Raw genomic sequence first — 20,367 nt, forward strand, 5'->3', positions numbered from 1 at the left:
CTACGGCGCCACCGCCAGAAAGGATTGCACCGCCTGCGCCAAGATCACCGCCACCACGCCGTAGACCGTCAGCCACAGCCGCCGTTCCAACCGCTCCATCATCTGCTCGATCCGGTCGAGCCGCTTTTGCATGTTCTCGCGATGCACCGCGCTGAGCGTCTCATGCGCCTGAAGCCGCAACCCCGGCGCGCATTCGAAGCGCTCGATCTCACGCAGCTCAGGCATCATCGGCCTCCGCCGGAAGCCCCAACAGGCTGCGCTTCTCCGCATCGCTCAGAAACGCCGCCGCAGACACCCGCGCCCATTGCGCATCACGCTCCGCCGCCAATGCAGGCACTTGGTCGAGGTCCGGCTTTAAACTCACCGCCGCCCCCAAATACCCGCTCAGCCACTCCGCCAGCGCCGCCGTCACCCGTGTCGCCAAAGGCAGCACTGTCAGACGATAGAACGCCCGATGCGCCTCTTGATAATTTGCGTAAGTGGCATCGCCCTGCACCCCGATCAGCATCGGCGGCACCCCAAAGGCGAGCGCGATCTCCCGCGCCGCACTCTCCTTGGTCTTTTGAAACTCCATATCCGAGGGCGAAAAGCCCATCGGCTTCCAGTCGAGCCCGCCCTCCAGCAGCATCGGCCGCCCGGCATTGCGCGCGCCTTGGTGGTGGCTCTCCATCTCGCTCACCAGCCGGTCATACTGATCCTCGCTCAGCTTGCCCTGCCCCTCGGCCCCCCGATACACGATCGCGCCGGAGGGCCGCGCGGCATTGTCTAACAGCGCCTTCGACCAACGGCTCGCCGCGTTATGCACATCCATCGCCATGGCCGCCGCCTGCATGGGGCTGAACCCATAGTGATCGTCCTGCGGGTGAAAGTTGCGGATATGACAAACCGGCGTCGCCGCACCGCTCGCATCAAAACGGTGCTTGCGCCCGCCCACCGCATATTCATAGGCGACAGGCCAGCCATCCGCCCCCGGCACCACGCTCATCCGGTCCGAACGCAGTACATGCAGTTCTACCGGCAAACCGCTCTCACCGCCCACGGCTTCGACATAGCCATCGCCGCTCAAAAGCATCTGCCCATACAGCGCCTCAAGCATCTCCGCCCGGCCTTGACCCGCATTCGGGCGGCGCATCAGCTCGATCAGCGGGTGTTCCTCGTAGCGCCGCACGCTGTCCTGCACGACCAGCGGCAGCGCCGCCGCAGCCTCGGCAATCAGCTTGACCGAGCGGAACCCCACCGGATTGCCGCAGAACCCGGCGCGCGTCAGGCTCACGCTATCGCGCGGGCTCCAAGCGACACGGCCCGAGGTCTGATAGGCGACGACCGGCCCCGTGGCGGATGCTTTGCGCTCCGCTGTCTCACCTGCCGCGCCACGCCGTAGAAAATCGAATACCATGTCGTCGCTCCTCATTCTGCCCGGCCCCGGCGGCGAAGACCTGCCCCGCATTGCCCGGCGTTGTCAGACTTTCCCCGAAATCCCTTAACGCTGGAGAAACCCACCGTGCGCTGTCCCACGCAACAGCCCGCTCACAGGCTCCGCACCCCCGGGCTGCGCCACTGCGCGGCAGGTTCGATCATCAGCTCATGCAGCGCCCAGACCAGCGCATCGACGCGGTCCGGGCTGCCCTTGCCCTCGTACCCCCGCGCCGTCATCAGACACATCTGATCCTCCAGCGCATCGAGCCCCGGCAAATGGCTCACCCGCCCCTGTTCATAAAGCGCGGCCACAGGCTCCGCCCGCGCCACCTTGCCCCGCGCCGCATGCACGGTCTTGAGCGAGACCAGCGGATCGACCTGTCGCAGGACCTCGGCCACCAACTGCCCGCCCTGATTGACCTCCGCCACCAACCGATCCGCTCCGTAGCGCGTCATCGCCGCAATCGCCGCCTGCGCCCAGCCATTGGGCGTGGCCCCCTGCACCGTGCAATCAGCGAGCACCACCGCCCGCCAATCCTGCGGCGGCCCCTTGGTCTGCGCTCCGACCGCCAGGATGCCGCACTCATCCGAGCCCGCCCCGCTGGTCGTGGCCGGGTCGAGGCCCACCACGATGCGGTCCAACTCCGGCGCCTCTCGCAGGCGCCCCGCCTCCAACAAGCCCGAGGTCCACAGCGCCCCCTCCGCGTCCGCCAAGAGCACACCATCCAACTCCTGCCGCCCCAACCGCGTCCCGCGGTAACGCGCCCGTACTTCCTCAAGAAACGATCCCGCCAGATTGGCCGCATTCGCCTCCGTCGGCGCATGGGTCGTCACCGTCGAAGGCGCGGCCAAAAGCGCCTTCAACACATCCACATTGCGCGGCGTCGTGGTGACACAAACCTGAGGCCGCTCCCCCAAGCGCAGCGCAAACTGCAACTGGTCCCAGGCCTCCTGCCCGCGTTTCCACTTCGCCAATTCATCCACCCAAGCCGCATCAAACTGCGGCCCGCGCAGCCCTTCGGGGTCATGCGCCGTATGCACCGTGGCAATCGCCCCATTCGGCCAGACCAACCGCTTGCGCGTCGCCTCCCAATCGGGCCGCCGATCCGGCGGGCTGCAGGCCAGAATGCCGCTGTCGCCAAAAATCATCACCTCGCGCACCTGCTCGATGGTCTCACCCACCAACGCCACGCGGCTGCACTCCCCAGCATCGAGCGGTCGGCTCCCCTCAACCTTGCTGCGCACCCATTCCGCCCCGGCCCGCGTCTTGCCCGCGCCGCGCCCGCCCATGATCACCCATGTCCGCCAATCGCCCTCGGGCGGCAGTTGGTGGTCAAGCGCCCAAAACTCAAACAAAAAAGGGAGAGCCAGAAGCTCTCCCTCACCGAGTTCATTCAGAAACTGCGTTTGGGTCTGAGCATCGGCGCAGGCGATCCAGCTTGCACCCGATGTCAGCCCGCGCTTTGTCCATGTCGAGGGCATAGCCCCCGCGCGCGATTCCAGTTTGTCGGTTTCGACAGTCATTCAGCGTGTTCTCCGCTTTCAGGCAATGCGCCAGCAGTCCCGCCACTTTGGACGTTTTGCCAGACACCGCAGTTTCCTTGAGTTCCCCCCCGGACCGAGCCTGTTCCGTCAGACCTTCGATTTCCCGGCGCAACGCGCCGATTGCTTCTTGGAGACCGCGCAGGATTTCCGCGCTGTCTTCCGTCTCTTGCTCCGGGGTAATGATCGTCATCGCTTTACCTCTTGTTGGTTATCCCCAACCGAGCAGACACAAAAAACGACCACCGGGTTACCCCGGGGCCGTTCGCCCATGTCCTCTAGCGTGCCACAAGTCCTACGCCAGACCGTGCGCAAAGTCAAGAAAAACTGTATTAACAAGACCTTACAGCACCGCGCGGCAAGGACTTCGCGCAAATAAAAACCCCGCTGTCTCCAGCGGGGTTTTTAGTGGTCTCAGTTTCCGCCGGTTGAGGCATTGCCCGCCGCTTCCGCGCCGCGCTCCGCCTCGATCTGACGCCAGCGTGCAACGTTGCGGTTATGCTCGTCCAAGGTTTCCGCAAAAGCGTGCCCCCCGGTACCATCCGCCACGAAAAAGACGTAGTCCGTCTCCGCCGGTTGCGCTGCGGCCATCAGGCTCGCCCGGCCCGGATTGGCGATGGGCGTGGGCGGCAGACCGTCGATCACATAGGTGTTCCATGGCGTCTCTGCCCGCAGTTCCGAACGGCGCAGCCCCCGGCCCAGCACGCCCTTGCCCTCGGTCACCCCGTAGATCACCGTGGGGTCGGTCTGAAGCCGCATCCCTTGGTTCAAACGGTTCACGAAAACGCTCGCCACCTGCTCACGTTCGGCGGCGACACCGGTTTCCTTTTCGATGATCGACGCAAGGATCAGCAGGTCCTCGGGCGTCTCGATCGGCAGATCGGGATCGCGCGCTTCAAAGGCTTCGGCCAAGAGCACCTCCTGCGCCGCGGCCATCCGTCCGATCACCTCGGCGCGGTCGTCGCCCGGGCGCACCTCATAGCTATCGGGCGCGAGGCTGCCCTCTGCCGGAAGCTCCTCAACCTCGCCGGTCAATTGCTCGACCTGCTTGAGCGCTTCTACTACCTGCCAGCTGGTCACCCCTTCGGCCAATGCCACACGGAACCGCGTGTCATTGGCGCTTGAGATTTCGGTATAGGCTTCGGGAGCTTCTTCCTCACCCGGAGTGAATTCCGCGCGTTCAACAAAACGGCTGGTGACCGGGTCCAACTCACGGACCTGCACGCTCACCCGGTTCACCCCGATGCGATAAACAACCTCAGTGCCGCAGGTGCTGGCCCCGCCTTGGGTCACGATATCCACGATCCCCTGCATCGAGGTGCCGGGCTGAACAAGAAAGCTGCCCGCTTTCAGGCTGCTCGACTTCTCCTCGTAATCCGCGCCCATGCGAAAGATCGCGGGCGAGGAAACCGCGCCCTGCTCCTCAAGGTTCTGGCTGACCTGCCGCATGTTCGAGCCGCGCTCGACCTGCACACAGATCGCCTGTTCCAACGGCCCTTCGGAGACATAGGTCGACTTGCCCCAGAGGATGATCCCCCCAAGCAGAAACAAGCCGACCAACAGAAACGTCACGGCGTTAGAGGCGATATGACGCCACATTTAGCTGACTTTCCCGAAGAGAACCGATGCGTTGGTGCCGCCGAAACCAAAGGAATTGCTGAGCGCCACGTCAATCTTGCGCTCGACCTTCTTGTTCGGCGCCAGATCAATCGGGGTTTCCACCGCCGGATTGTCGAGGTTGATCGTCGGCGGCGCCACCTGATCGCGGATCGCAAGCATGCAAAAGATCGCCTCGATCGCACCCGCCGCACCCAAAAGGTGCCCGGTGGCGGATTTGGTCGAGGACATGGTCACATTGCCCGCCGCATCGCCCATCAGACGCTCGACCGCGCCCAACTCAATGGTGTCAGCCATGGTCGAGGTGCCATGCGCGTTGATGTAATCCACATCCGCAGGCTCCAGCCCAGCGTTCTTCAGCGCAGCCCGCATGGAGCGTTCGCCGCCCTCACCATCCTCGGAAGGGGCGGTGATGTGATGCGCGTCGCCCGACAGGCCATAACCCAGCACCTCGGCATAGATCTTGGCACCGCGCGCCTTGGCGTGTTCATACTCTTCCAGCACCACGATGCCCGCGCCCTCGCCCATGACAAAACCGTCGCGGTCCACGTCATAGGGGCGGCTGGCCTTTTGCGGATCGTCGCCGCGTTTGGTCGAGAGCGCCTTGCAGGCGTTAAAGCCCGCCATGCCGATCTCACAGATCGCCGCCTCGGCACCGCCTGCGATCATCACATCCGCATCACCGTATTTGATCAGCCGCGCCGCATCGCCGATGGCATGGGCGCCGGTTGAACAGGCGGTCACGACCGAGTGGTTCGGCCCCTTGAACCCATAGCGGATCGAGACCTGACCCGAGATTAGGTTGATCAGCGCGCCCGGCACGAAGAAGGGGCTCACGCGGCGCGGGCCCTTCTCGTGCATCATGACGGCGGTATTGGCGATGGAGTTCAGCCCCCCGATGCCCGAGCCGATCAGAACGCCGGTGCGTTCCTGATCTTCCTGCTCGGTCGGCTTCCAACCCGAATCCTCAACCGCCTGCTGGGCGGCGGCCATCCCGAAGAGGATGAAGGTATCAACCTTACGCTGCTCTTTCGGCTCCATGTATTTATTGGCGTCGAAGGTGCCATCGCTGCCATCGCCCAAAGGCACTTCGCAAGCGTATTGAGTCACCAGTTTGCTGGCATCAAAGCCGGTGATCGGCCCGGCCCCGGATTTCCCATCGAGGATCCGTTTCCAGCTTTCTTCCACGCCGTCCGCGAGCGGGGTAACCAAACCCAAACCCGTTACTACAACTCTGCGCATCTCAGTGCCCCTTGCCGATAATGTCTCGGCGAACCTCTTACCCTGCAAAAGCCTGTAGGCACAAGCATATCGGCGGGGGTCCGCAGGCAGAGCGCAAAAACGCCGATGGGTCGAATCTCAGGGGCCTTCGCGGCTCATAAGCTCAGCCCGGCGGGCCGCGCCGGGTCATCAGATGCACCGCACCGCCCGCCGTCTTGACGTCGCGCAGCCCCTGATAGCCAAGCGCCCCCGCGATCCGCAAAGCGGCCTCATTCCCCGCCGAGATCATACAGACCGTGCGGCCCGTGATCACCCGATCAAACCACTCATGCGCCGCCCGGGCGGCCTCGGCCCCAAGCCGCTGGTCTTGGGCCTGAGGGGCCAAGACCAGCCGCGCCTCGGGGTAAGTGTCGAAATCCTCGCCGAGATTGCGGGAGCCAAAGACGAAACCGGTCTGACCCAACATCTCGCGCTGGCGGTGGAGCTGCACCGCCCACTGCCCAAAGCCGGTGATCTGCCAATGGCCCGCGTTGCGCAGAAAAGCGTCCCATGACTGCCCCTTGGGCCGGGGCTGATCGAGGATCCGGTCCGCCACATCGGGCATCGCCCAAATCTCGGCATAGCGCTGAAAATCCTCGGCACGCATGGCGCGCAGGGTCAGTCTGGCGGTGTTGATGGTCGGGATCGTGCGGGACATGGGGTGAATTGCCTTCACGCTTGAAACTTCTTGGCGCAGACATGCGACCTCAGCTCCAAAGGGACAAGCCCACCCCGTTCAGGCAAATAAAAACGGCGTCATTCCGCTAGGAACAACGCCGTTTTCAAAACTCAAATCCGCCGGTTGCCCGGCAAAGCCTTAGGAGGCTTCTTTGATGAACTTGACCGCATCGCCAACGGTCTGGATGTTCTCAGCCGCGTCATCAGGGATCTCGATGCCGAACTCTTCTTCGAACGCCATCACCAGTTCCACGGTGTCGAGGCTGTCTGCGCCGAGATCGTCGATGAACGACGCATTCTCAGTCACTTTGTCCTCTTCCACGCTCAGGTGTTCTACAACGATCTTTTTCACGCGGTCTGCGACGTCGCTCATAATAAGTCCTCATGTCTTCGGGCCATTCAAGGCCCCTTTTGGTTTCCGCCCGCCGGTAATCGGCGTTTGGAGGATGCCCCAAAAGGGGCGGCTATTTCCTTGTTCGCACAAGGCGCAGGGGGTGATCAAGCACCCTCCGTTTCGATTCTGCGCCCCCTTTAGCACATGCGCCGGGCTTGGCAAACGCTATTGAGGCGCAGGGTCACAACATGGCCATACCGCCGTTCACATGCAAGGTGGTCCCTGTCACATAGGCGGCCTCGGGGCTGGAAAGATAGACCACAGCGGCGGCGATCTCGTCCGGGTCGCCCATGCGGCCTGCGGGAATTTGCCCCATGATTCCAGACTTTTGCTCGTCCGTCAGCTTGTCGGTCATGGCGGTGGTGATGAAGCCCGGGGCCACGGCGTTCACGGTGATCCCGCGGCTTGCCACCTCATAGGCCAGCGACTTGGACATGCCCACGACACCCGCCTTCGAGGCCGCGTAATTCGCCTGACCGGGGTTGCCGGTGGCGCCCACCACGCTGGAGATATTGATGATCCGGCCCCAACGCGCCTTCATCATGCCGCGCATCACCCCTTTGCAGAGCTTGAAGGTCGCGGTGAGGTTCACGTTCAGCACCGAATTCCACTCGTCATCCGACATGCGCATGAAAAGATTGTCGCGGGTGATGCCCGCATTGTTCACCAAAATATCGACCGAGCCCATGGCCTCCGCCGCCTGCTTCGGCAGCGCGTCGACCGCCTCCATATCGCTGAGGTTGCACGGCAGCACATGGGCGCGTTCGCCCAACTCGGCCTTCAGCGCCTCAAGCGGTTCAGTCCGCGTGCCGGAAAGACCAACGGTGGCCCCTTGGGCGTGCAGCTTGCGCGCGATATCCGCGCCGATGCCGCCCGAAGCGCCGGTGATCAGGGCATTCTTTCCTGTAATATCGAACATGTCTCTTCCTTTATTCTCTCACGAGGCGCTGTGCCCCGGCGCGGCGAGATGCCACTTTTCTATGTCTTAGGATTCGGGTGCGACCTTCACCTCGTCCGGCGTGCCGATGCTGCGGGTGGCGACACTCTTGTCGATGCGCCGGATCATGCCCGAAAGCGCCTTGCCCGCGCCGATCTCCCACGCCTCTGTCACGCCCTGCGCGGCCATCCACTCGACCGAGGAACGCCAGCGCACACGGCCCGTGACCTGTTCGACCAACAATTCACGAATGCGGGCGGCGTCAGAGACCGCCTCGGCTGTCACATTGGCGACCAGCGGCACGACTGGATCGTTGAAAGTAACCTCGCCCAATGCCTTCGCCATCTCTTCCGCAGCCGGCCCCATCAGCGGGCAATGGAAAGGGGCGGAGACGGGCAGCAGCAACGCGCGCTTGGCCCCGGCCTCTTTCGCCATGGCCACAGCGCGCTCCACCGCGGCCTTTTCGCCGGAGAGCACGTTCTGGCTCGGGTCATTCTCATTGGCGACCTGACAGACGGCCCCTTCGGCAGCGGCTTCGGCCAGTTTCTCGGTCTCTTCGATGCCGAGGCCGAGAATCGCCGCCATGGCGCCTTCGCCCACCGGCACGGCGGCCTGCATGGCCTTGCCGCGGATGCGCAGCAGCCGCGCGGTGTCAGCCAGTGACAGCGCCCCCGCAGCGCAGAGTGCCGAGTATTCGCCAAGGCTGTGCCCGGCCACGAAGGCCGCCTTCTCTACACTGACACCTTCGGCCCTCAGCGCGGCCATGGCAGCCATCGAGGTCGCCATCAGCGCGGGCTGGGCGTTCTCGGTCAGGGTCAGCGTCTCGATGTCGCCCTCCCAGATCAGCTCCGACAGTTTCTCGCCCAAGGCCGCATCGACCTCGTCGAAAACGGCGCGGGCCTCAGGATAGGCTTCGGCCAGATCGCGGCCCATGCCGATGGTCTGGGCGCCCTGCCCGGGGAAAACGAATGCGATGCTCATGGTTGCAGCCTCTTATTAGCGATTTGGCCTGATGTATCGCGTCCCATGCCGTAAGGGCAAGCCTTGCGCCGCACCGCCGGTCTCTGGCGCGGCGGGCATCGGGGCTTGTCGTGGGCGTGAAACCGTGTATACGGGCGCTTCCTTGCACAGCATATGAACCGCGCAGACTCTCGTGGTGGGGAGCAAGGATCAACGCCCCGCCTATGAAATGCGCCTTGATACAAATAGGAGTGCACATGCCGCTTTATGAGCATGTTATGATTGCGCGTCAGGACCTGTCCAACACGCAAGCAGAAGGCCTCATCGAACACTTTGGCACCGTCCTCGCGGACAACGACGGCAAGCTCGTCGACAGCGAGTACTGGGGCGTCAAGACGATGGCCTACAAGATCAACAAGAACCGCAAGGGCCACTATGCCTTCCTGCGTTCGGACGCCCCCGCGACCGCCGTGCAGGAAATGGAACGCCTGATGCGCCTGCATGACGACGTGATGCGTGTTCTGACCATCAAGGTCGACGAGCACAAAGAACTGCCGTCCGTACAGATGCAAAAGCGTGACGAGCGGTCCGACCGCCGCGAACGCCGTTGATCAACGCTTGAACAAAAGGACTTAAATCATGGCTGCAAAACCATTTTTCCGTCGTCGTAAAGTGTGCCCCTTCTCGGGCGACAACGCACCTGCGATCGACTACAAGGACACACGTCTGCTGCAACGCTACATCTCTGAGCGTGGCAAGATCGTTCCTTCCCGCATCACCGCCGTCTCGGCCAAGAAACAACGTGAGCTGGCCCGTGCCATCAAACGCGCTCGTTTCCTCGCCCTGCTGCCCTACGCCGTTAAGTAAGGAGAGAGCACATGCAAGTTATCCTTCTGGAACGTGTGGCCAAACTGGGCCAGATGGGCGAAGTCGTGGACGTAAAGCCCGGCTATGCCCGCAACTACCTGCTGCCGCAGGGCAAGGCGCTGTCGGCCTCCAAGGCCAACGTCGAAGCCTTTGAGGGCCAGAAAGCCCAGCTCGAAGCACAGAACCTTGAGACCAAGAAAGAAGCCGAGAAACTCGCCGAGAAGCTGAACGGTCAGCAGTTCGTCGTGATTCGCTCCGCTTCCGACGCCGGCGCGCTCTACGGCTCCGTCACCACCCGTGACGCCGCCGAAGCCGCGACCGCCGAAGGTTTCTCGATCGACCGCAAGCAGGTCGTTCTGGGCAACCCGATCAAGGAACTGGGCGTGCATGACGTGCGCATCATCCTGCACCCCGAAGTCGACGCCACAATCGAGCTGAACGTTGCACGTTCGCCCGAAGAGGCCGAGCTTCAGGCATCGGGCAAATCGATTCAGGAACTGGCCGCCGAAGAGGAAGCCGCCGCTGAATTCGAGATCTCCGAACTCTTCGACGACATCGGCTCTGCCGCTGACGAAGACGGCGACTCGGACGTGGTGCGCACCCCCGAGGGCGACGCACAGGACGACAGCAACAGCTGATCCGGCCTGTCCGATCTGACATGAAACGCCGCGCGGTCCTCCGCGCGGCGTTTTCTTTTGCGCAGTCCCTCCAACCGCCACGCGCGCGCCTCTGACGCAAACCCCTGCAGAAACAGCGCGATTTATGCTATGATACCTCCATTCAGCATGGAGGATGCCACATGCGTTACATCACCATCACCACTTGGGAACTCGCCGACGGCGGATTACGACGTGGCCCTGCGCGCCATCGAAGAAAAGCGCCTGCCCGCCCTCAAGGGCTTTGGCGCCAGCCGCATCACCGTGGTCCGCACCTCTGAGCGCACAAGTGCCGCAATCACCGAATGGCCCGACAGGGCCACGCGCGACGCCGCCGAACTCAAGATCGACGAGGTCCGACGTTCGGTAAAACGCGAAGATCAGAGCCGCATGACCGGCGAAATGAAAGGCGAAATCGTCACCGACGTTTAAGCGTGGCGGAAAGCCGCGCCTGAGGGTCCAAGGCTTGGGCAAGGGGCCGCGTATCCTGCGCCTGCGCTCTTGCCCGATGGCCCCCTTGGGGCGAACCTCGGGCGAAATAACAAGCCCCGGTGCATCATGCCTCAGACCACACGCCGCATGTTCCTTTCGTTCATCGCCGCCAGCACGATCACCGCGTGCAGCGCTGCGCCCGAAGTCTCCCCCGCGCCGCCGAAGCGCCCCGCTCTGCCCCTGCACCCGAATGAGACGCCCGAGTTGCGGCGCAAGATCAACCACTGGGCCGACTTCTACGACCTGCCGCGCCCATTGGTGCACCGTCTGGCCATCCGCGAAAGCACCCACAACCCTCGCGCCCGCAACGGCCCCTATTACGGGCTGCTGCAGATCCTGCCCGCCACCGCGCGGTCGATGGGGTTCCGGGGCAAACCTTCCGATCTCTTGGACGCCGATACCAATCTGAAATACGCGCTAAAATACCTGCGCGGCGCCTGGCTTTTGTCGGACGGCGACCATGGCACCGCCATCAAATGGTACGCCCGCGGCTACTATTACGAGGCCAAGCGCCGCGGCATGCTTGTGGAAACCGGCCTACGGGACGGGTGATTAATTTTCGGGCTTGCGCGGCCTCTCGCTTCGCCTCAGGTAGGTGTTAATCACGTCAAGAAGGAACGCCGCATGACCCTCCGCCTCAACCGCCGTCACTTCCTCGCCGGCACTGCCGGATTGCTGGCCCTCCACCCCTTTTCTCTCCGTGCCGCGGCCAATCAGGCGCATCTGCGGCTGATGGAGACGACGGACCTGCATGTGCATGTCTTTCCTTACGACTATTACGCCGACAAAGAGGTCGACACCGTGGGCCTTGCCCGCACCGCCAGCATCGTCAAATCGATCCGCGCCGAAGCGACCAATACGCTGATGCTCGATAACGGCGACTTTTTGCAGGGCAATCCGATGGGCGATTACATCGCTTATGAGCGCGGCATGAAAGAAGGCGACATGCACCCGGTGATCCAAGCGATGAACGCGCTTGGCTATGACGCCTCGACCCTGGGCAACCACGAGTTCAACTACGGGCTCGACTTCCTGATGAAATCCCTCGCCGGGGCCGACTTCCCGGTGGTCAGTGCCAATGTCGTAAAGAAGATCGGCGCCAAGCCGAGCGACGATGACACGCTGGTCAAACCCTATGTCCTGCTCGACCGGATGCTGACCGATGGCGCAGGTGAGACGCATCCGATCAAGATCGGCATCATCGGCTTTGTCCCGCCCCAGATCATGAACTGGGACCGCCGCCACCTCGAAGGCAAGGTGCAGGCCCGCGATATCCTCGAGTCCGCCCGCGCATGGGTGCCCCAGATGAAAGAGGCAGGGGCCGACATCATCATCGCGCTGTCGCACTCGGGCATCGGTGCAGCCAAGGAAGAGGATATGATGGAGAACGCCTCTGTCCCCCTCGCCGCGGTGGAGGGGATCGACGCCATCATGACCGGGCACAGCCACCTCGTCTTCCCCTCGGGCAGCTATGCGGACTATCCGGGCGTGGACGTTAGCGAGGGCACGATCCACGGCAAACCCGCCACCATGGGCGGCTTCTGGGGCAGCCACCTCGGCCTGATCGACCTGATGCTTGAGCGTGACGGCAGCGGCTGGCGCATCGCCAGCCACAGCGCCGAGGCCCGCGCAATTTCACAGCGCAACGAAGACCGCTCTGTGATGCCGCTGGTGGAAAGCGATGCCGCGGTGCTTGCCTCCGTCCAACAGGAACATGATGAGACGCTGGCCCATGTCCGCCGTGCCGTGGGCAAGACCGACGCCAATCTGCACAGCTATTTCGCGCTGGTGGCGGATGATCCTTCCGTGCAGGTCGTCTCCAACGCGCAGCGCTGGTATATCGAACAGATGCTGAAGGGGACCGAACATGAGGGGTTGCCGATCCTCTCTGCCGCCGCCCCCTTCAAGGCCGGTGGCCGTGGCGGGCCGGAGTATTACACTGACGTCCCGAATGGGGATGTAGCGATCAAGAATGTCGCGGACCTCTACCTCTACCCCAACACCGCCCGCGCGGTGCGCGTGACCGGGGCGCAGGTGAAAGACTGGCTCGAACGCTCTGCCGGCATGTTCAACCAGATCACCCCCGGCAAGGCCAACCAGCCGCTGCTGAACCCCGAGTTCCCCAGCTACAATTTCGATGTGATCGACGGGGTGACCTATCAGATCGACCTTAGCCAGCCTTCCAAATTCGGTCCCAAGGGCACCGTGGCAAACCCTGAGGCGAGCCGGATCGTGAACCTTGAGTTCGAAGGGCAACCCCTTGATCCCGAGGCCGAGTTCATCATCGCCACCAACAACTACCGCGCCAGCGGCGGCGGGGCCTTCCCCGGCGCGATGGGCGATACCATCGTGTTTGAAGGGCCCGACACCAACCGCGATGTGATTGTGCGCTATATCGTCGAAAAAGGCACCATTAGCCCCCGCGCCGATGGCAACTGGCGCTTCGCGCCGTTGGAGGAAACGAGCGTGATGTTCGAAACCGGGCCAAAGGCGGCGGACTACGTCGATGAAGTGACAGGGGTAGAGATGGAACAGGTAGGCGACACGGAAGACGGCTTCGCGCAGTTCCGGATTACTTTGTGACGTCCCCGGTGCGTATCGGCATCTGACACTGACACAAAAGGCAGCGCCCCTCCTGGGGGCGTTGCAACGATGGTGGCCTGCGGTCGCCCCCATCGCATGAGACCGCTGCGAATTTCCGAGACCTTGCAAATCGCCCCCCGGGGTGCCCTCGGGCGGGACATCGACAGTAGGTTCAGAAATTCTTCACGCCCATCCAGTGTGACAGGCAAAGGCCACGCTTCTCGCGCAGCCCAAACGAAACAAGGGCGACGGTTTCCCGTCGCCCTTGCTCCAAAATCCGATCCGGTAAGACTTATTCGTCTTCCAGCTCTTCAACAGCTTTCTGAAGCTCTTCTTTCGAGATCTCTTTCTCGGTCACCTTGGCCTGTTCGACCACGTGATCGACAACCTTGTCCTCGAAGATCGGCGCGCGCATCTGCTGCTGCATCTGCTGGTTCTGCTGTACGAATTCAAAGAACTGACGCTCCTGCCCCGGGTACTGGCGCGCCTGGTTCATGATCGCTTGGGTCATCTCGGCGTCGGTCACCTGAACGTCGGCTTTCTGACCCAGCTCGGCCAGCAGCAGGCCCAGACGGACGCGGCGTTCGGCCAATGTCTTGTGCTCGTCTGTCGGCTCGATCTCGGGGTGATCGTGGCCTTCCACATCGGGGTTTTCCTCGTGCCACAGCTGATGCGCGATCTGCTTGGCTTCGGCGTCAACCAGCGACGGCGGCAGGTCAAAGCTAACCTCTTTGTCCAGCGCGTCCAACAGGTTACGCTTCATCACGGCGCGCGATGCACCGGCATATTCCGCTTCCAGACGCTCAGCGATCTGACCTTTCAGCGCGTCGAGATCCTCGGCGCCGAATTTCTTGGCCATCTCGTCGTTAACCTCGGCGGCGACGGGCTCTTTCACTTCTTTCACGGTGCAAGCGAAGGTCGCTTCCTTACCGGCCAGATGTGCGGCCTGATACTCTTCGGGGAAGTTCACGACGACGGATTTCTCTTCGCCCGCTTTCACGCCAACCAGCTGCTCTTCGAAGCCGGGGATGAAGGAGTTGGAGCCCAGCACCAGCGGGTAATCTTCCGCCGCGCCGCCTTCGAATTCTTCGCCGTCGACCGAGCCTTTGAAGTCGATCACAACCTGATCGCCATCTTCGGCCTTGGCACCCTCTTCACGGGCTTTGAAGTCCTGCGCGGTTTCGGCAAGGCTTGCCAGCGCTTCTTCGACAGCCGCATCGTCAGCCTTGACCACCATCTTTTCCAGTTCGATCTTGCTCAGATCAACTTCGGGAATCTCAGGCAGTTTTTCGTAGGACATGGAGACTTCGACGTCGTCGCCTTCTTTCCAGTCCTCATTGGTCATCTTGACCTCGGGCTGCATCGCGGGGCGGTCGCCGGTCTTTTCGAAGTGCTCGTTCATGGCACCGTCGATGCTTTCCTGCATCGCTTCGCCCATGATCCGCTGGCCGAACTGCTTTTTCAGCAGCGCCATCGGCACCTTGCCCTTGCGGAAGCCCTTCATCTCGACTTCGGGCTGCGCTTCGGCCAGCTTCTCGTTGACCTTGGCTTCAAGCTCATCGGCGGTGACGGTGATGTTGTAACCGCGTTTCAGACCTTCGTTCAGCGTCTCGTTGACCTGCATGTGTGCTCCATAGGGTAAGGCCGCGCGGCCGGGGCGCGGGCGAAAATTTGTGTCCTTCTATGGGTGTTGAACCGCCTGCGCAAGGGGGTCCGCGGCCCATCGCGCCACATCCGCAGAAATCGCGCCCACCCCCGCCGGGCAGCCCAGTGTCGGGCTAGACTAAAAGCACTGCGACATAAGCCACATAGGCCAGCGCAAAGAGCGCCCCCTGCCCGCGTGTCACGCGCCCGCCAAAGGCGCAGGCGATCAGCGCCACCGTGGCCCCCAGCATCACCCAAATGTCCAGCGTGGCGATCTGCATAGTCACCCCCACCGGCTGGATCAGCGCGGTGATGCCCAGAACGCCGAGGATGTTGAAGATGTTGGAGCCGACCACGTTGCCCAATGCCACATCGCTCTGTCCGCGCCTTGCGGCGATGACCGATGTGACCAATTCCGGCATGGAGGTGCCAACGGCCACGATGGTCAGGCCGATCACCGCCTCGGACAGCCCCACGGCCTGCGCAAGCGCCACGGCGCCGGTGACCAGAAAATGCGCCGAGACAATGGCTAGCAAAAGCCCCCCCAGCAGCCAGACAAGCGCCAGCCAAGACGGCGCTTGATCCGGCAGCGGCTCCATCGCCTCTGCCCCGCTTCGATCGCTGCGAAAGGTGTAAATCAGATAGGCCGCCAGCCCAACGAGGGCGGCGCCCCCCGCAAGCCGATCCACCTGCCCCAGCAGCACAGTGCCGAGGCAGAGCAGGCTCGCCGCCAGCATGACCGTCCCGTCCCGCGCGAAACTACGTCCGGAGATGGCCACCGGGGCGATCACCGCCGCAAGGCCGAGAATCAGCAGGATATTCGCGATGTTCGATCCCACGACATTCCCAAGCGCGATGTCCGGCGCGCCCAGCAAAGCCGCCTGAACCGAGGTCACCAATTCAGGAGCCGAGGTGCCAAAGCCCACCACCGTCAGCCCGATCACCAAGGGCGACATGCCAACCCTCTGCGCCAGCACCACGGCGCCGCGCACCAGATACTCACCACCGAGCACGAGCCCCAGCAGACCACCAAGGACAAACAGAATGTTCACGGGAAAAAAAACTCACCGGCCTCAGACCATCGGGCGCCGCGGAGACCGCGCAGACGCCCGATGCAAATGGGGATGGGCCGGAGGCATTCAAGGCCGCGCGGAAAATTCAGTCCCGCCGCGGCAGGGCGCTCACATGCCCAAGGCTTCTTTGTACATTTCCATCACCGCTTCTTCTTCGGCGATGTCGTCCTTGTCGCGCTTGCGCAGGGCGATCACCTTGCGCAGCACCTTGGTGTCGTAGCCGCGCGATTTCGCTTCGGCCATCACCTCTTTTTGCTGTTCGGCAAGGTCTTTCTTCTCGGCGTCCAAACGTTCGATCCGCTCGACGAACTGGCGCAGCTCATTGGCGGTGACCCGGTAGGTCGCATCGCCTTGGGATTCGACGACATCGGGATTGGTGCTGGTATCGCTCATGGGAAGTCCTCACGGAATGGCTGGCTCTGGCGGGTTTGACTACAGGCTGCACGCCCAGCCCGCAAGCGGGACTTGCCCCCCTTGGCGGTTTGGCGTAGCTCTGCCGCCATGGAAAGCGCAAACACATCTATTTTCGATCTCATGGTCTGGGGCGGCGCGGGTCTGTCCCTTTTGGGATTGCTCGGTCTGGGCTGGTGCATCATCAAGGTGAGCCGTGCAAAACGCGCGCAGCTCGACGATGAGGAGATGCGCGTGGTGCTGCGCAAAGTCGTGCCGCTGAATATGGGCGCGCTGTTTCTGTCCGTGATCGGTCTGATGCTGGTGATCCTCGGGATTTCGCTGGGCTGATCGGCGCGTTTGAACGGCCCGCCCCGGCGGTGCTGGACAGGGCCGCTGCATCTGCTTAAATCGGCCCATGGATATTCGCCAAATCACCCCCCGCTATTTCGTCGCCCCGCAGATCGAGCCCGGTGACATGGAAAGCCTGCGCGCCCAAGGCATCACCCGCATCCTGTGCAACCGCCCCGACGCGGAAGTGCCGCCCAGCCATCAGGCCGCTGCCATGCGCGAAGCCGCCGAGGCCGCGGGGATTGCCTTTGCCGAACAGCCGTTGACCCATCAGACCATGACGCCTGACGTCGTCGCCAAGAACCGCGCCCTCGGCGTGGAGACCGACGACACCGTGCTGGCCTATTGCGCCTCGGGCACCCGTTCGACCATCGCTTGGGCGTTGGGCCAAGCCGGTGAGATGGACAGCGACGCGATCATCCAAGCTGCCCGACAAGGCGGGTATGACCTTGAAAACATGCGCCCCATGCTGGGACAAAGCTATACCTGAGGTCTCTGCCGGTCCCGTTGGGGGCCGGTATTCTACAGGGTCAGTGCGCGCGCGGGCAGTTGCACCCGGAAGGCCGTGCCGGGCACATCCCGCAGGAAACTGATTTCTCCGCCCAAGCGGCACATGATCTCACGGCAGATGGCAAGGCCAAGCCCCGCGCCATCGCCCTCCCCCGTGATGCGCGAGAACTTCTCGAAAATCAGCGCCTCCGACCCCGCGTCGATCCCATGGCCGTTGTCGACGAAATCAATCACCAGTCCCTGCGCCGTCACCTGCGGCGTGATCACCAGTTGCGGGTCAACCGCAGCGCAGTATTTGCGGGCGTTGGTGACGAGGTTGATAAAGACCTGCACCAGCCGGTCGAGATCGCTGGTCAGCACAATATCCTCGGCCTGCGGATCGCGCAGCACCTTGAGCGGCCGCGTGGTCCCCGCCTGCGCCGTGGTCACCGCCAGATCCAGCAGATCGCGCAGGTTGCCCTCGCGCTGGTTCAGCGTCACCTGCCCGTTTTCCAGCACCGAGAGATCCAACAGATCGTCGAGCAGCCGCGTCAGACGGATCGTCTCGCTATGGATGATCGTGGCATAGCGGTTCTTGTCGGCGTCCGTGAGGCCGGGCGCATCGCGCAGGATCTCGGAAAACGAGCGGATCGAGGTCATCGGCGTGCGCAATTCATGGCTGATCTGGCTGAGGAAACTATCCTTTTGCAGCGACAACTGCGTCAGCTTCTCATTCGCCGCGCGCAGCTGCGCTGCCGTCTCGGTCAACTCCCGCGACTTGGCCTCCAACTGGCTGGAATACTCCAGCATCTGCGCGGATTCGTCGGCCACAGCCAGCAGGTCTTGGACCGAGACCGAGGCCCCGCCGACGATCTGCGCCACCATCGCATGGGCCGTGGCCGCCCCGACCGAGGCCGCCAACTCCCGCTCCAGCGCCTGCACGAATCGTGGCGTGGGCTCGGGCAGACGTTGCCCCTGCCCTTGCCGCTCGGCCTCGCGGGTGAAAAACGCCTGCGCCTCCGTTGCGCCCAAGATGCGCTGCGCCATGATCATCAGGTCTTCGCTGCCCGCGACCGAGGCCGTCCACCCCCGCGCCGGGCCGGAATGGTCAAAAACATTAACGAATTGCGCGCCCTGTAGCCGCTCCAACGGCGTGGGGAAGCTAAAGAGGGAGACGACGACGAAAACCAGCGTGTTGAGCGCGAGGCTCCAAACCACCGCATGGACCGTCGGGTCGATCCCCGCGATGCCAAAAAGCGCCTCGGGGCGCAGCCAAGCGAGCCCCCAAAGCCCCTGCTCCAAGGTTGCGGTCGACAGGGCCACATCCGCGCCAAAGCTGGGCAGCAGCATGGTAAAGACCCAAAGCACAAAGCCCGTGCCCAGCCCGCAAAGTGCGCCGGTCCGCGTTGCCCCGCGCCAGAGCACCCCGCCCAGCATCGCGGGCAGAAACTGCGCCACCCCGCCGAAGGAAATCGTGCCAATCGCGGCCAGCGCCCCGCTGCCGCCTGAGGCCCGATAGTAGAGATAACCCAAGCCCACCACGCAGAAAATCGACAGCCGCCGCGCAAGGATGACGATATTGCGCACATCCCCAGACTGCGTCGCCCCATCGCGGCGCAGCGCCAGCCAGATCGGCATGACGATATGGTTGCTCACCATGGTCGAGAGCGCCAGCGTGGCGACGATCACCATCGAGGTCGCCGAAGAGAAACCGCCCAAGAAAGACAGCATCGCCAGCCCGTTTTGCCCTTGGGAGAGCGGCAGGCTCAGCACAAAAAGATCGGGGTTCGCGCCTTCGGGCATCAGGTCTAGCCCCACCACCGCTATGGGCACGACGAAAAGGCTCATCAGCATCAGGTACAGCGGGAAGGCCCAGCTTGCGATCTGCAACTGCCGCTCGTCGTCGTTCTCGACCACCATGACCTGAAACATACGCGGCAGGCACAAAAGCGCGGCCCCCGAAAGCACGGTCAACGCGGCCCAACGGCTGCCCTGCACCTCCCATTGCCCGATGTCGGAGGCGTCGATCCGCGCCAAAGTCTCGCCCAAGCCCCCGGCCAGACCCCAGATGACGTAGACCCCCACCGCCACCAGCGCCAAGAGCTTGACCACCGCCTCCACCGCGATAGCGATGACCACGCCGTGATGCCGTTCGTTTACGTTCAGGTTCCGGGTGCCGAAAAGCACGGTAAAGAGCGTCAGCCCCGCCGCGACCCAAAGCGCCGCCTGCCCCCGGTTGATCACATCGCCCCCCGCCTCGGCCAGCGGCACGTCGGCAGCCGCGAAGATCGACAGCGACAGGATAACCGATTGCAATTGCAGCGCGATATAGGGTGTGACGCCTATCACGGCCATGACCGTTACGACGATCGCCAGCGTGTTGGACTTGCCGTAGCGCGATGAAATTAGGTCCGCGATCGAGGTGACGCGATGGCTTCGCCCGATCCGCACCAAACGCCGCAGCCCCCACCACCAGCCGATCATCACCAGCGAAGGGCCGAGGTAGATGGTCACATATTCCAGCCCCGAGCGCGCCGCATATCCCACCGCGCCGTAAAAGGTCCAAGCGGTGCAATAGATCGACAGCGACAGGGTATAAACCAGTGGCGAGCGCAGCAGCCAGCCGCCCTGCCCGCGCAGGGCCGCGCGTTCGGCGGCGAAGGCCACGATGAACAGCCCCGCCACATACATCAGGCAGACCGCCACCAACTGGTTGAGCGATACCATCAGCGCGGCCCGTCCGGCTGTGCTGCATCCTCACCCGAGGCCACATCCCGCGTCCGCCGCCAGAGCGCCCATGTCCCCAAGATCAGCAGCGCCCAAACCCCGAAAAGATAGCGCAGCGCCACGCTCATCGGGATGGTCGGCGCGGTGGGGTCCGTACTGCCCGCTGGCACGGGCCAAAGCAGCGGCACCATCCACAGCATCAGCCCCAAAAACGGCAACAGGCGCACTGCATCCATCATCCGTCGCTGACGGTAGCCGCGTTTTTCCAAAAAGATCGGCCTACGGGGCATG

The 20,367-nt window shown here is 63.2% G+C and carries 23 protein-coding genes; 8 read left to right on the plus strand and 15 right to left on the minus strand.

The genetic code is table 11. From position 1 onward, the window contains the following. The 10 genes from ACGYLI_RS06285 to fabD form a co-directional block, all read right to left on the minus strand. Entirely contained in the window at positions 1 to 228 is a 228-nt protein-coding gene (locus ACGYLI_RS06285) for a hypothetical protein (RefSeq protein ID WP_394374191.1), read from the minus strand. After that, the gene (locus tag ACGYLI_RS06290; RefSeq protein ID WP_394418190.1) at positions 218 to 1,396 is read right to left on the minus strand and encodes a phage portal protein; all 1,179 of its coding nucleotides are present in this window, start codon (positions 1,394 to 1,396) and stop codon (positions 218 to 220) included. Before ACGYLI_RS06290 ends, ACGYLI_RS06285 begins: the two co-directional genes overlap by 11 nt. 131 nt (positions 1,397 to 1,527) lie before the next feature. After that, entirely contained in the window at positions 1,528 to 2,898 is a 1,371-nt protein-coding gene (locus tag ACGYLI_RS06295) for a DNA-packaging protein (protein WP_394418300.1), read from the minus strand. Then, positions 2,807 to 3,151, minus strand: coding sequence for a hypothetical protein (locus ACGYLI_RS06300; RefSeq protein WP_394418193.1), 345 nt, complete (start codon positions 3,149 to 3,151; stop codon positions 2,807 to 2,809). Before ACGYLI_RS06300 ends, ACGYLI_RS06295 begins: the two co-directional genes overlap by 92 nt. A 221-nt stretch (positions 3,152 to 3,372) precedes the next feature. Then, positions 3,373 to 4,557, minus strand: coding sequence for an endolytic transglycosylase MltG (gene mltG, locus ACGYLI_RS06305; protein WP_271691538.1), 1,185 nt, complete (start codon positions 4,555 to 4,557; stop codon positions 3,373 to 3,375). Beyond that, positions 4,558 to 5,817 (minus strand): beta-ketoacyl-ACP synthase II, encoded by a 1,260-nt coding sequence (gene fabF / locus ACGYLI_RS06310; protein ID WP_271689878.1) that lies wholly within the window; start codon positions 5,815 to 5,817, stop codon positions 4,558 to 4,560. A 142-nt stretch (positions 5,818 to 5,959) separates the two neighbouring features. After that, complete coding sequence (locus ACGYLI_RS06315) at positions 5,960 to 6,493, minus strand: GNAT family N-acetyltransferase (RefSeq protein WP_394400772.1); 534 nt, start codon at positions 6,491 to 6,493, stop codon at positions 5,960 to 5,962. Between the two features lie 159 nt (positions 6,494 to 6,652). Next, the gene (locus tag ACGYLI_RS06320; RefSeq protein WP_067261852.1) at positions 6,653 to 6,886 is read right to left on the minus strand and encodes an acyl carrier protein; all 234 of its coding nucleotides are present in this window, start codon (positions 6,884 to 6,886) and stop codon (positions 6,653 to 6,655) included. 202 nt (positions 6,887 to 7,088) lie between these two features. Next, positions 7,089 to 7,826, minus strand: a complete 738-nt coding sequence (fabG, locus tag ACGYLI_RS06325; protein ID WP_394418197.1) for a 3-oxoacyl-ACP reductase FabG — start codon at positions 7,824 to 7,826, stop codon at positions 7,089 to 7,091. Between the two features lie 66 nt (positions 7,827 to 7,892). Continuing rightward, entirely contained in the window at positions 7,893 to 8,825 is a 933-nt protein-coding gene (gene fabD / locus ACGYLI_RS06330; RefSeq protein WP_394418200.1) for an ACP S-malonyltransferase, read from the minus strand. 236 nt (positions 8,826 to 9,061) lie between these two features. Between fabD and rpsF the strand changes: the two genes are divergently transcribed. The 6 genes from rpsF (at position 9,062) to ACGYLI_RS06360 (ending at position 13,402) form a co-directional block, all read left to right on the plus strand. Further along, the gene (rpsF, locus tag ACGYLI_RS06335) at positions 9,062 to 9,415 is read left to right on the plus strand and encodes a 30S ribosomal protein S6 (RefSeq protein ID WP_174858684.1); all 354 of its coding nucleotides are present in this window, start codon (positions 9,062 to 9,064) and stop codon (positions 9,413 to 9,415) included. Between the two features lie 28 nt (positions 9,416 to 9,443). After that, positions 9,444 to 9,671, plus strand: coding sequence for a 30S ribosomal protein S18 (rpsR, locus tag ACGYLI_RS06340; RefSeq protein WP_005852865.1), 228 nt, complete (start codon positions 9,444 to 9,446; stop codon positions 9,669 to 9,671). An 11-nt stretch (positions 9,672 to 9,682) separates the two neighbouring features. Then, positions 9,683 to 10,309, plus strand: coding sequence for a 50S ribosomal protein L9 (rplI, locus tag ACGYLI_RS06345; protein WP_067261846.1), 627 nt, complete (start codon positions 9,683 to 9,685; stop codon positions 10,307 to 10,309). A gap of 147 nt (positions 10,310 to 10,456) precedes the next feature. Then, entirely contained in the window at positions 10,457 to 10,759 is a 303-nt protein-coding gene (locus ACGYLI_RS06350; RefSeq protein ID WP_394418203.1) for a hypothetical protein, read from the plus strand. Positions 10,760 to 10,885: 126 nt separating this feature from the next. Continuing rightward, positions 10,886 to 11,371: a transglycosylase SLT domain-containing protein gene (locus ACGYLI_RS06355; protein ID WP_394418206.1), complete on the plus strand. Its 486-nt coding sequence runs from the start codon at positions 10,886 to 10,888 to the stop codon at positions 11,369 to 11,371. A 72-nt stretch (positions 11,372 to 11,443) separates the two neighbouring features. After that, on the plus strand, positions 11,444 to 13,402 hold the full coding sequence (locus tag ACGYLI_RS06360) for a bifunctional 2',3'-cyclic-nucleotide 2'-phosphodiesterase/3'-nucleotidase (RefSeq protein WP_394418209.1): 1,959 nt from the start codon (positions 11,444 to 11,446) through the stop codon (positions 13,400 to 13,402). 292 nt (positions 13,403 to 13,694) lie between these two features. Here the strand turns inward: ACGYLI_RS06360 and tig are convergent, their stop codons facing one another. The 3 genes from tig to ACGYLI_RS06375 form a co-directional block, all read right to left on the minus strand. After that, positions 13,695 to 15,026 carry a trigger factor gene (gene tig / locus ACGYLI_RS06365; RefSeq protein ID WP_067261839.1) on the minus strand — a complete coding sequence of 444 codons (1,332 nt, stop codon included), beginning with the start codon at positions 15,024 to 15,026 and terminating at the stop codon, positions 13,695 to 13,697. 154 nt (positions 15,027 to 15,180) lie between these two features. Then, the gene (locus tag ACGYLI_RS06370) at positions 15,181 to 16,098 is read right to left on the minus strand and encodes a calcium/sodium antiporter (protein ID WP_394418212.1); all 918 of its coding nucleotides are present in this window, start codon (positions 16,096 to 16,098) and stop codon (positions 15,181 to 15,183) included. Positions 16,099 to 16,227: 129 nt separating this feature from the next. After that, on the minus strand, positions 16,228 to 16,512 hold the full coding sequence (locus tag ACGYLI_RS06375; RefSeq protein WP_067261835.1) for a DUF2312 domain-containing protein: 285 nt from the start codon (positions 16,510 to 16,512) through the stop codon (positions 16,228 to 16,230). A gap of 108 nt (positions 16,513 to 16,620) precedes the next feature. Here ACGYLI_RS06375 and ACGYLI_RS06380 point away from each other — a divergent pair, with 108 nt between their 5' ends. Together ACGYLI_RS06380 and ACGYLI_RS06385 are read left to right on the plus strand one after the other, a co-directional pair. Continuing rightward, positions 16,621 to 16,860: a hypothetical protein gene (locus ACGYLI_RS06380; RefSeq protein ID WP_168612596.1), complete on the plus strand. Its 240-nt coding sequence runs from the start codon at positions 16,621 to 16,623 to the stop codon at positions 16,858 to 16,860. Between the two features lie 67 nt (positions 16,861 to 16,927). Further along, positions 16,928 to 17,350, plus strand: a complete 423-nt coding sequence (locus ACGYLI_RS06385) for a TIGR01244 family sulfur transferase (RefSeq protein WP_394418215.1) — start codon at positions 16,928 to 16,930, stop codon at positions 17,348 to 17,350. A gap of 32 nt (positions 17,351 to 17,382) precedes the next feature. On the opposite strand, the gene ACGYLI_RS06390 is transcribed toward ACGYLI_RS06385, so the two are convergent. Both ACGYLI_RS06390 and ACGYLI_RS06395 read right to left on the minus strand, forming a co-directional pair. After that, positions 17,383 to 20,076, minus strand: a complete 2,694-nt coding sequence (locus tag ACGYLI_RS06390) for an ATP-binding protein (protein WP_394418219.1) — start codon at positions 20,074 to 20,076, stop codon at positions 17,383 to 17,385. Then, a complete protein-coding gene (locus ACGYLI_RS06395) occupies positions 20,076 to 20,366 on the minus strand; it encodes a hypothetical protein (protein ID WP_394418222.1) in 291 nt (96 codons plus the stop codon). Before ACGYLI_RS06395 ends, ACGYLI_RS06390 begins: the two co-directional genes overlap by 1 nt. Position 20,367 lies beyond the last annotated feature (1 nt).

Source organism: Sulfitobacter sp. 1A13421 (assembly GCF_043557285.1).
Lineage (GTDB): Bacteria > Pseudomonadota > Alphaproteobacteria > Rhodobacterales > Rhodobacteraceae > Sulfitobacter > Sulfitobacter faviae.

What these genes read in the sequence shown, in the direction of transcription:
- rpsR (WP_005852865.1), top strand. Translation starts at nt 9,444, where the DNA reads ATGGCTGCAAAACCATTTTTCCGTCGTCGTAAAGTGTGCCCCTTCTCG.
- fabG (WP_394418197.1), bottom strand. Translation starts at nt 7,826, where the DNA reads ATGTTCGATATTACAGGAAAGAATGCCCTGATCACCGGCGCTTCGGGC.
- ACGYLI_RS06385 (WP_394418215.1), top strand. Translation starts at nt 16,928, where the DNA reads ATGGATATTCGCCAAATCACCCCCCGCTATTTCGTCGCCCCGCAGATC.
- ACGYLI_RS06350 (WP_394418203.1), top strand. Translation starts at nt 10,457, where the DNA reads ATGGAGGATGCCACATGCGTTACATCACCATCACCACTTGGGAACTCG.
- ACGYLI_RS06395 (WP_394418222.1), bottom strand. Translation starts at nt 20,366, where the DNA reads ATGCCCCGTAGGCCGATCTTTTTGGAAAAACGCGGCTACCGTCAGCGA.
- ACGYLI_RS06290 (WP_394418190.1), bottom strand. Translation starts at nt 1,396, where the DNA reads ATGGTATTCGATTTTCTACGGCGTGGCGCGGCAGGTGAGACAGCGGAG.
- tig (WP_067261839.1), bottom strand. Translation starts at nt 15,026, where the DNA reads ATGCAGGTCAACGAGACGCTGAACGAAGGTCTGAAACGCGGTTACAAC.
- ACGYLI_RS06360 (WP_394418209.1), top strand. Translation starts at nt 11,444, where the DNA reads ATGACCCTCCGCCTCAACCGCCGTCACTTCCTCGCCGGCACTGCCGGA.
- ACGYLI_RS06295 (WP_394418300.1), bottom strand. Translation starts at nt 2,898, where the DNA reads ATGCCCTCGACATGGACAAAGCGCGGGCTGACATCGGGTGCAAGCTGG.
- ACGYLI_RS06355 (WP_394418206.1), top strand. Translation starts at nt 10,886, where the DNA reads ATGCCTCAGACCACACGCCGCATGTTCCTTTCGTTCATCGCCGCCAGC.
- rpsF (WP_174858684.1), top strand. Translation starts at nt 9,062, where the DNA reads ATGCCGCTTTATGAGCATGTTATGATTGCGCGTCAGGACCTGTCCAAC.
- ACGYLI_RS06300 (WP_394418193.1), bottom strand. Translation starts at nt 3,151, where the DNA reads ATGACGATCATTACCCCGGAGCAAGAGACGGAAGACAGCGCGGAAATC.
- ACGYLI_RS06375 (WP_067261835.1), bottom strand. Translation starts at nt 16,512, where the DNA reads ATGAGCGATACCAGCACCAATCCCGATGTCGTCGAATCCCAAGGCGAT.
- ACGYLI_RS06315 (WP_394400772.1), bottom strand. Translation starts at nt 6,493, where the DNA reads ATGTCCCGCACGATCCCGACCATCAACACCGCCAGACTGACCCTGCGC.
- ACGYLI_RS06285 (WP_394374191.1), bottom strand. Translation starts at nt 228, where the DNA reads ATGATGCCTGAGCTGCGTGAGATCGAGCGCTTCGAATGCGCGCCGGGG.
- ACGYLI_RS06390 (WP_394418219.1), bottom strand. Translation starts at nt 20,076, where the DNA reads ATGGTATCGCTCAACCAGTTGGTGGCGGTCTGCCTGATGTATGTGGCG.
- fabF (WP_271689878.1), bottom strand. Translation starts at nt 5,817, where the DNA reads ATGCGCAGAGTTGTAGTAACGGGTTTGGGTTTGGTTACCCCGCTCGCG.
- rplI (WP_067261846.1), top strand. Translation starts at nt 9,683, where the DNA reads ATGCAAGTTATCCTTCTGGAACGTGTGGCCAAACTGGGCCAGATGGGC.
- mltG (WP_271691538.1), bottom strand. Translation starts at nt 4,557, where the DNA reads ATGTGGCGTCATATCGCCTCTAACGCCGTGACGTTTCTGTTGGTCGGC.
- ACGYLI_RS06380 (WP_168612596.1), top strand. Translation starts at nt 16,621, where the DNA reads ATGGAAAGCGCAAACACATCTATTTTCGATCTCATGGTCTGGGGCGGC.
- fabD (WP_394418200.1), bottom strand. Translation starts at nt 8,825, where the DNA reads ATGAGCATCGCATTCGTTTTCCCCGGGCAGGGCGCCCAGACCATCGGC.
- ACGYLI_RS06320 (WP_067261852.1), bottom strand. Translation starts at nt 6,886, where the DNA reads ATGAGCGACGTCGCAGACCGCGTGAAAAAGATCGTTGTAGAACACCTG.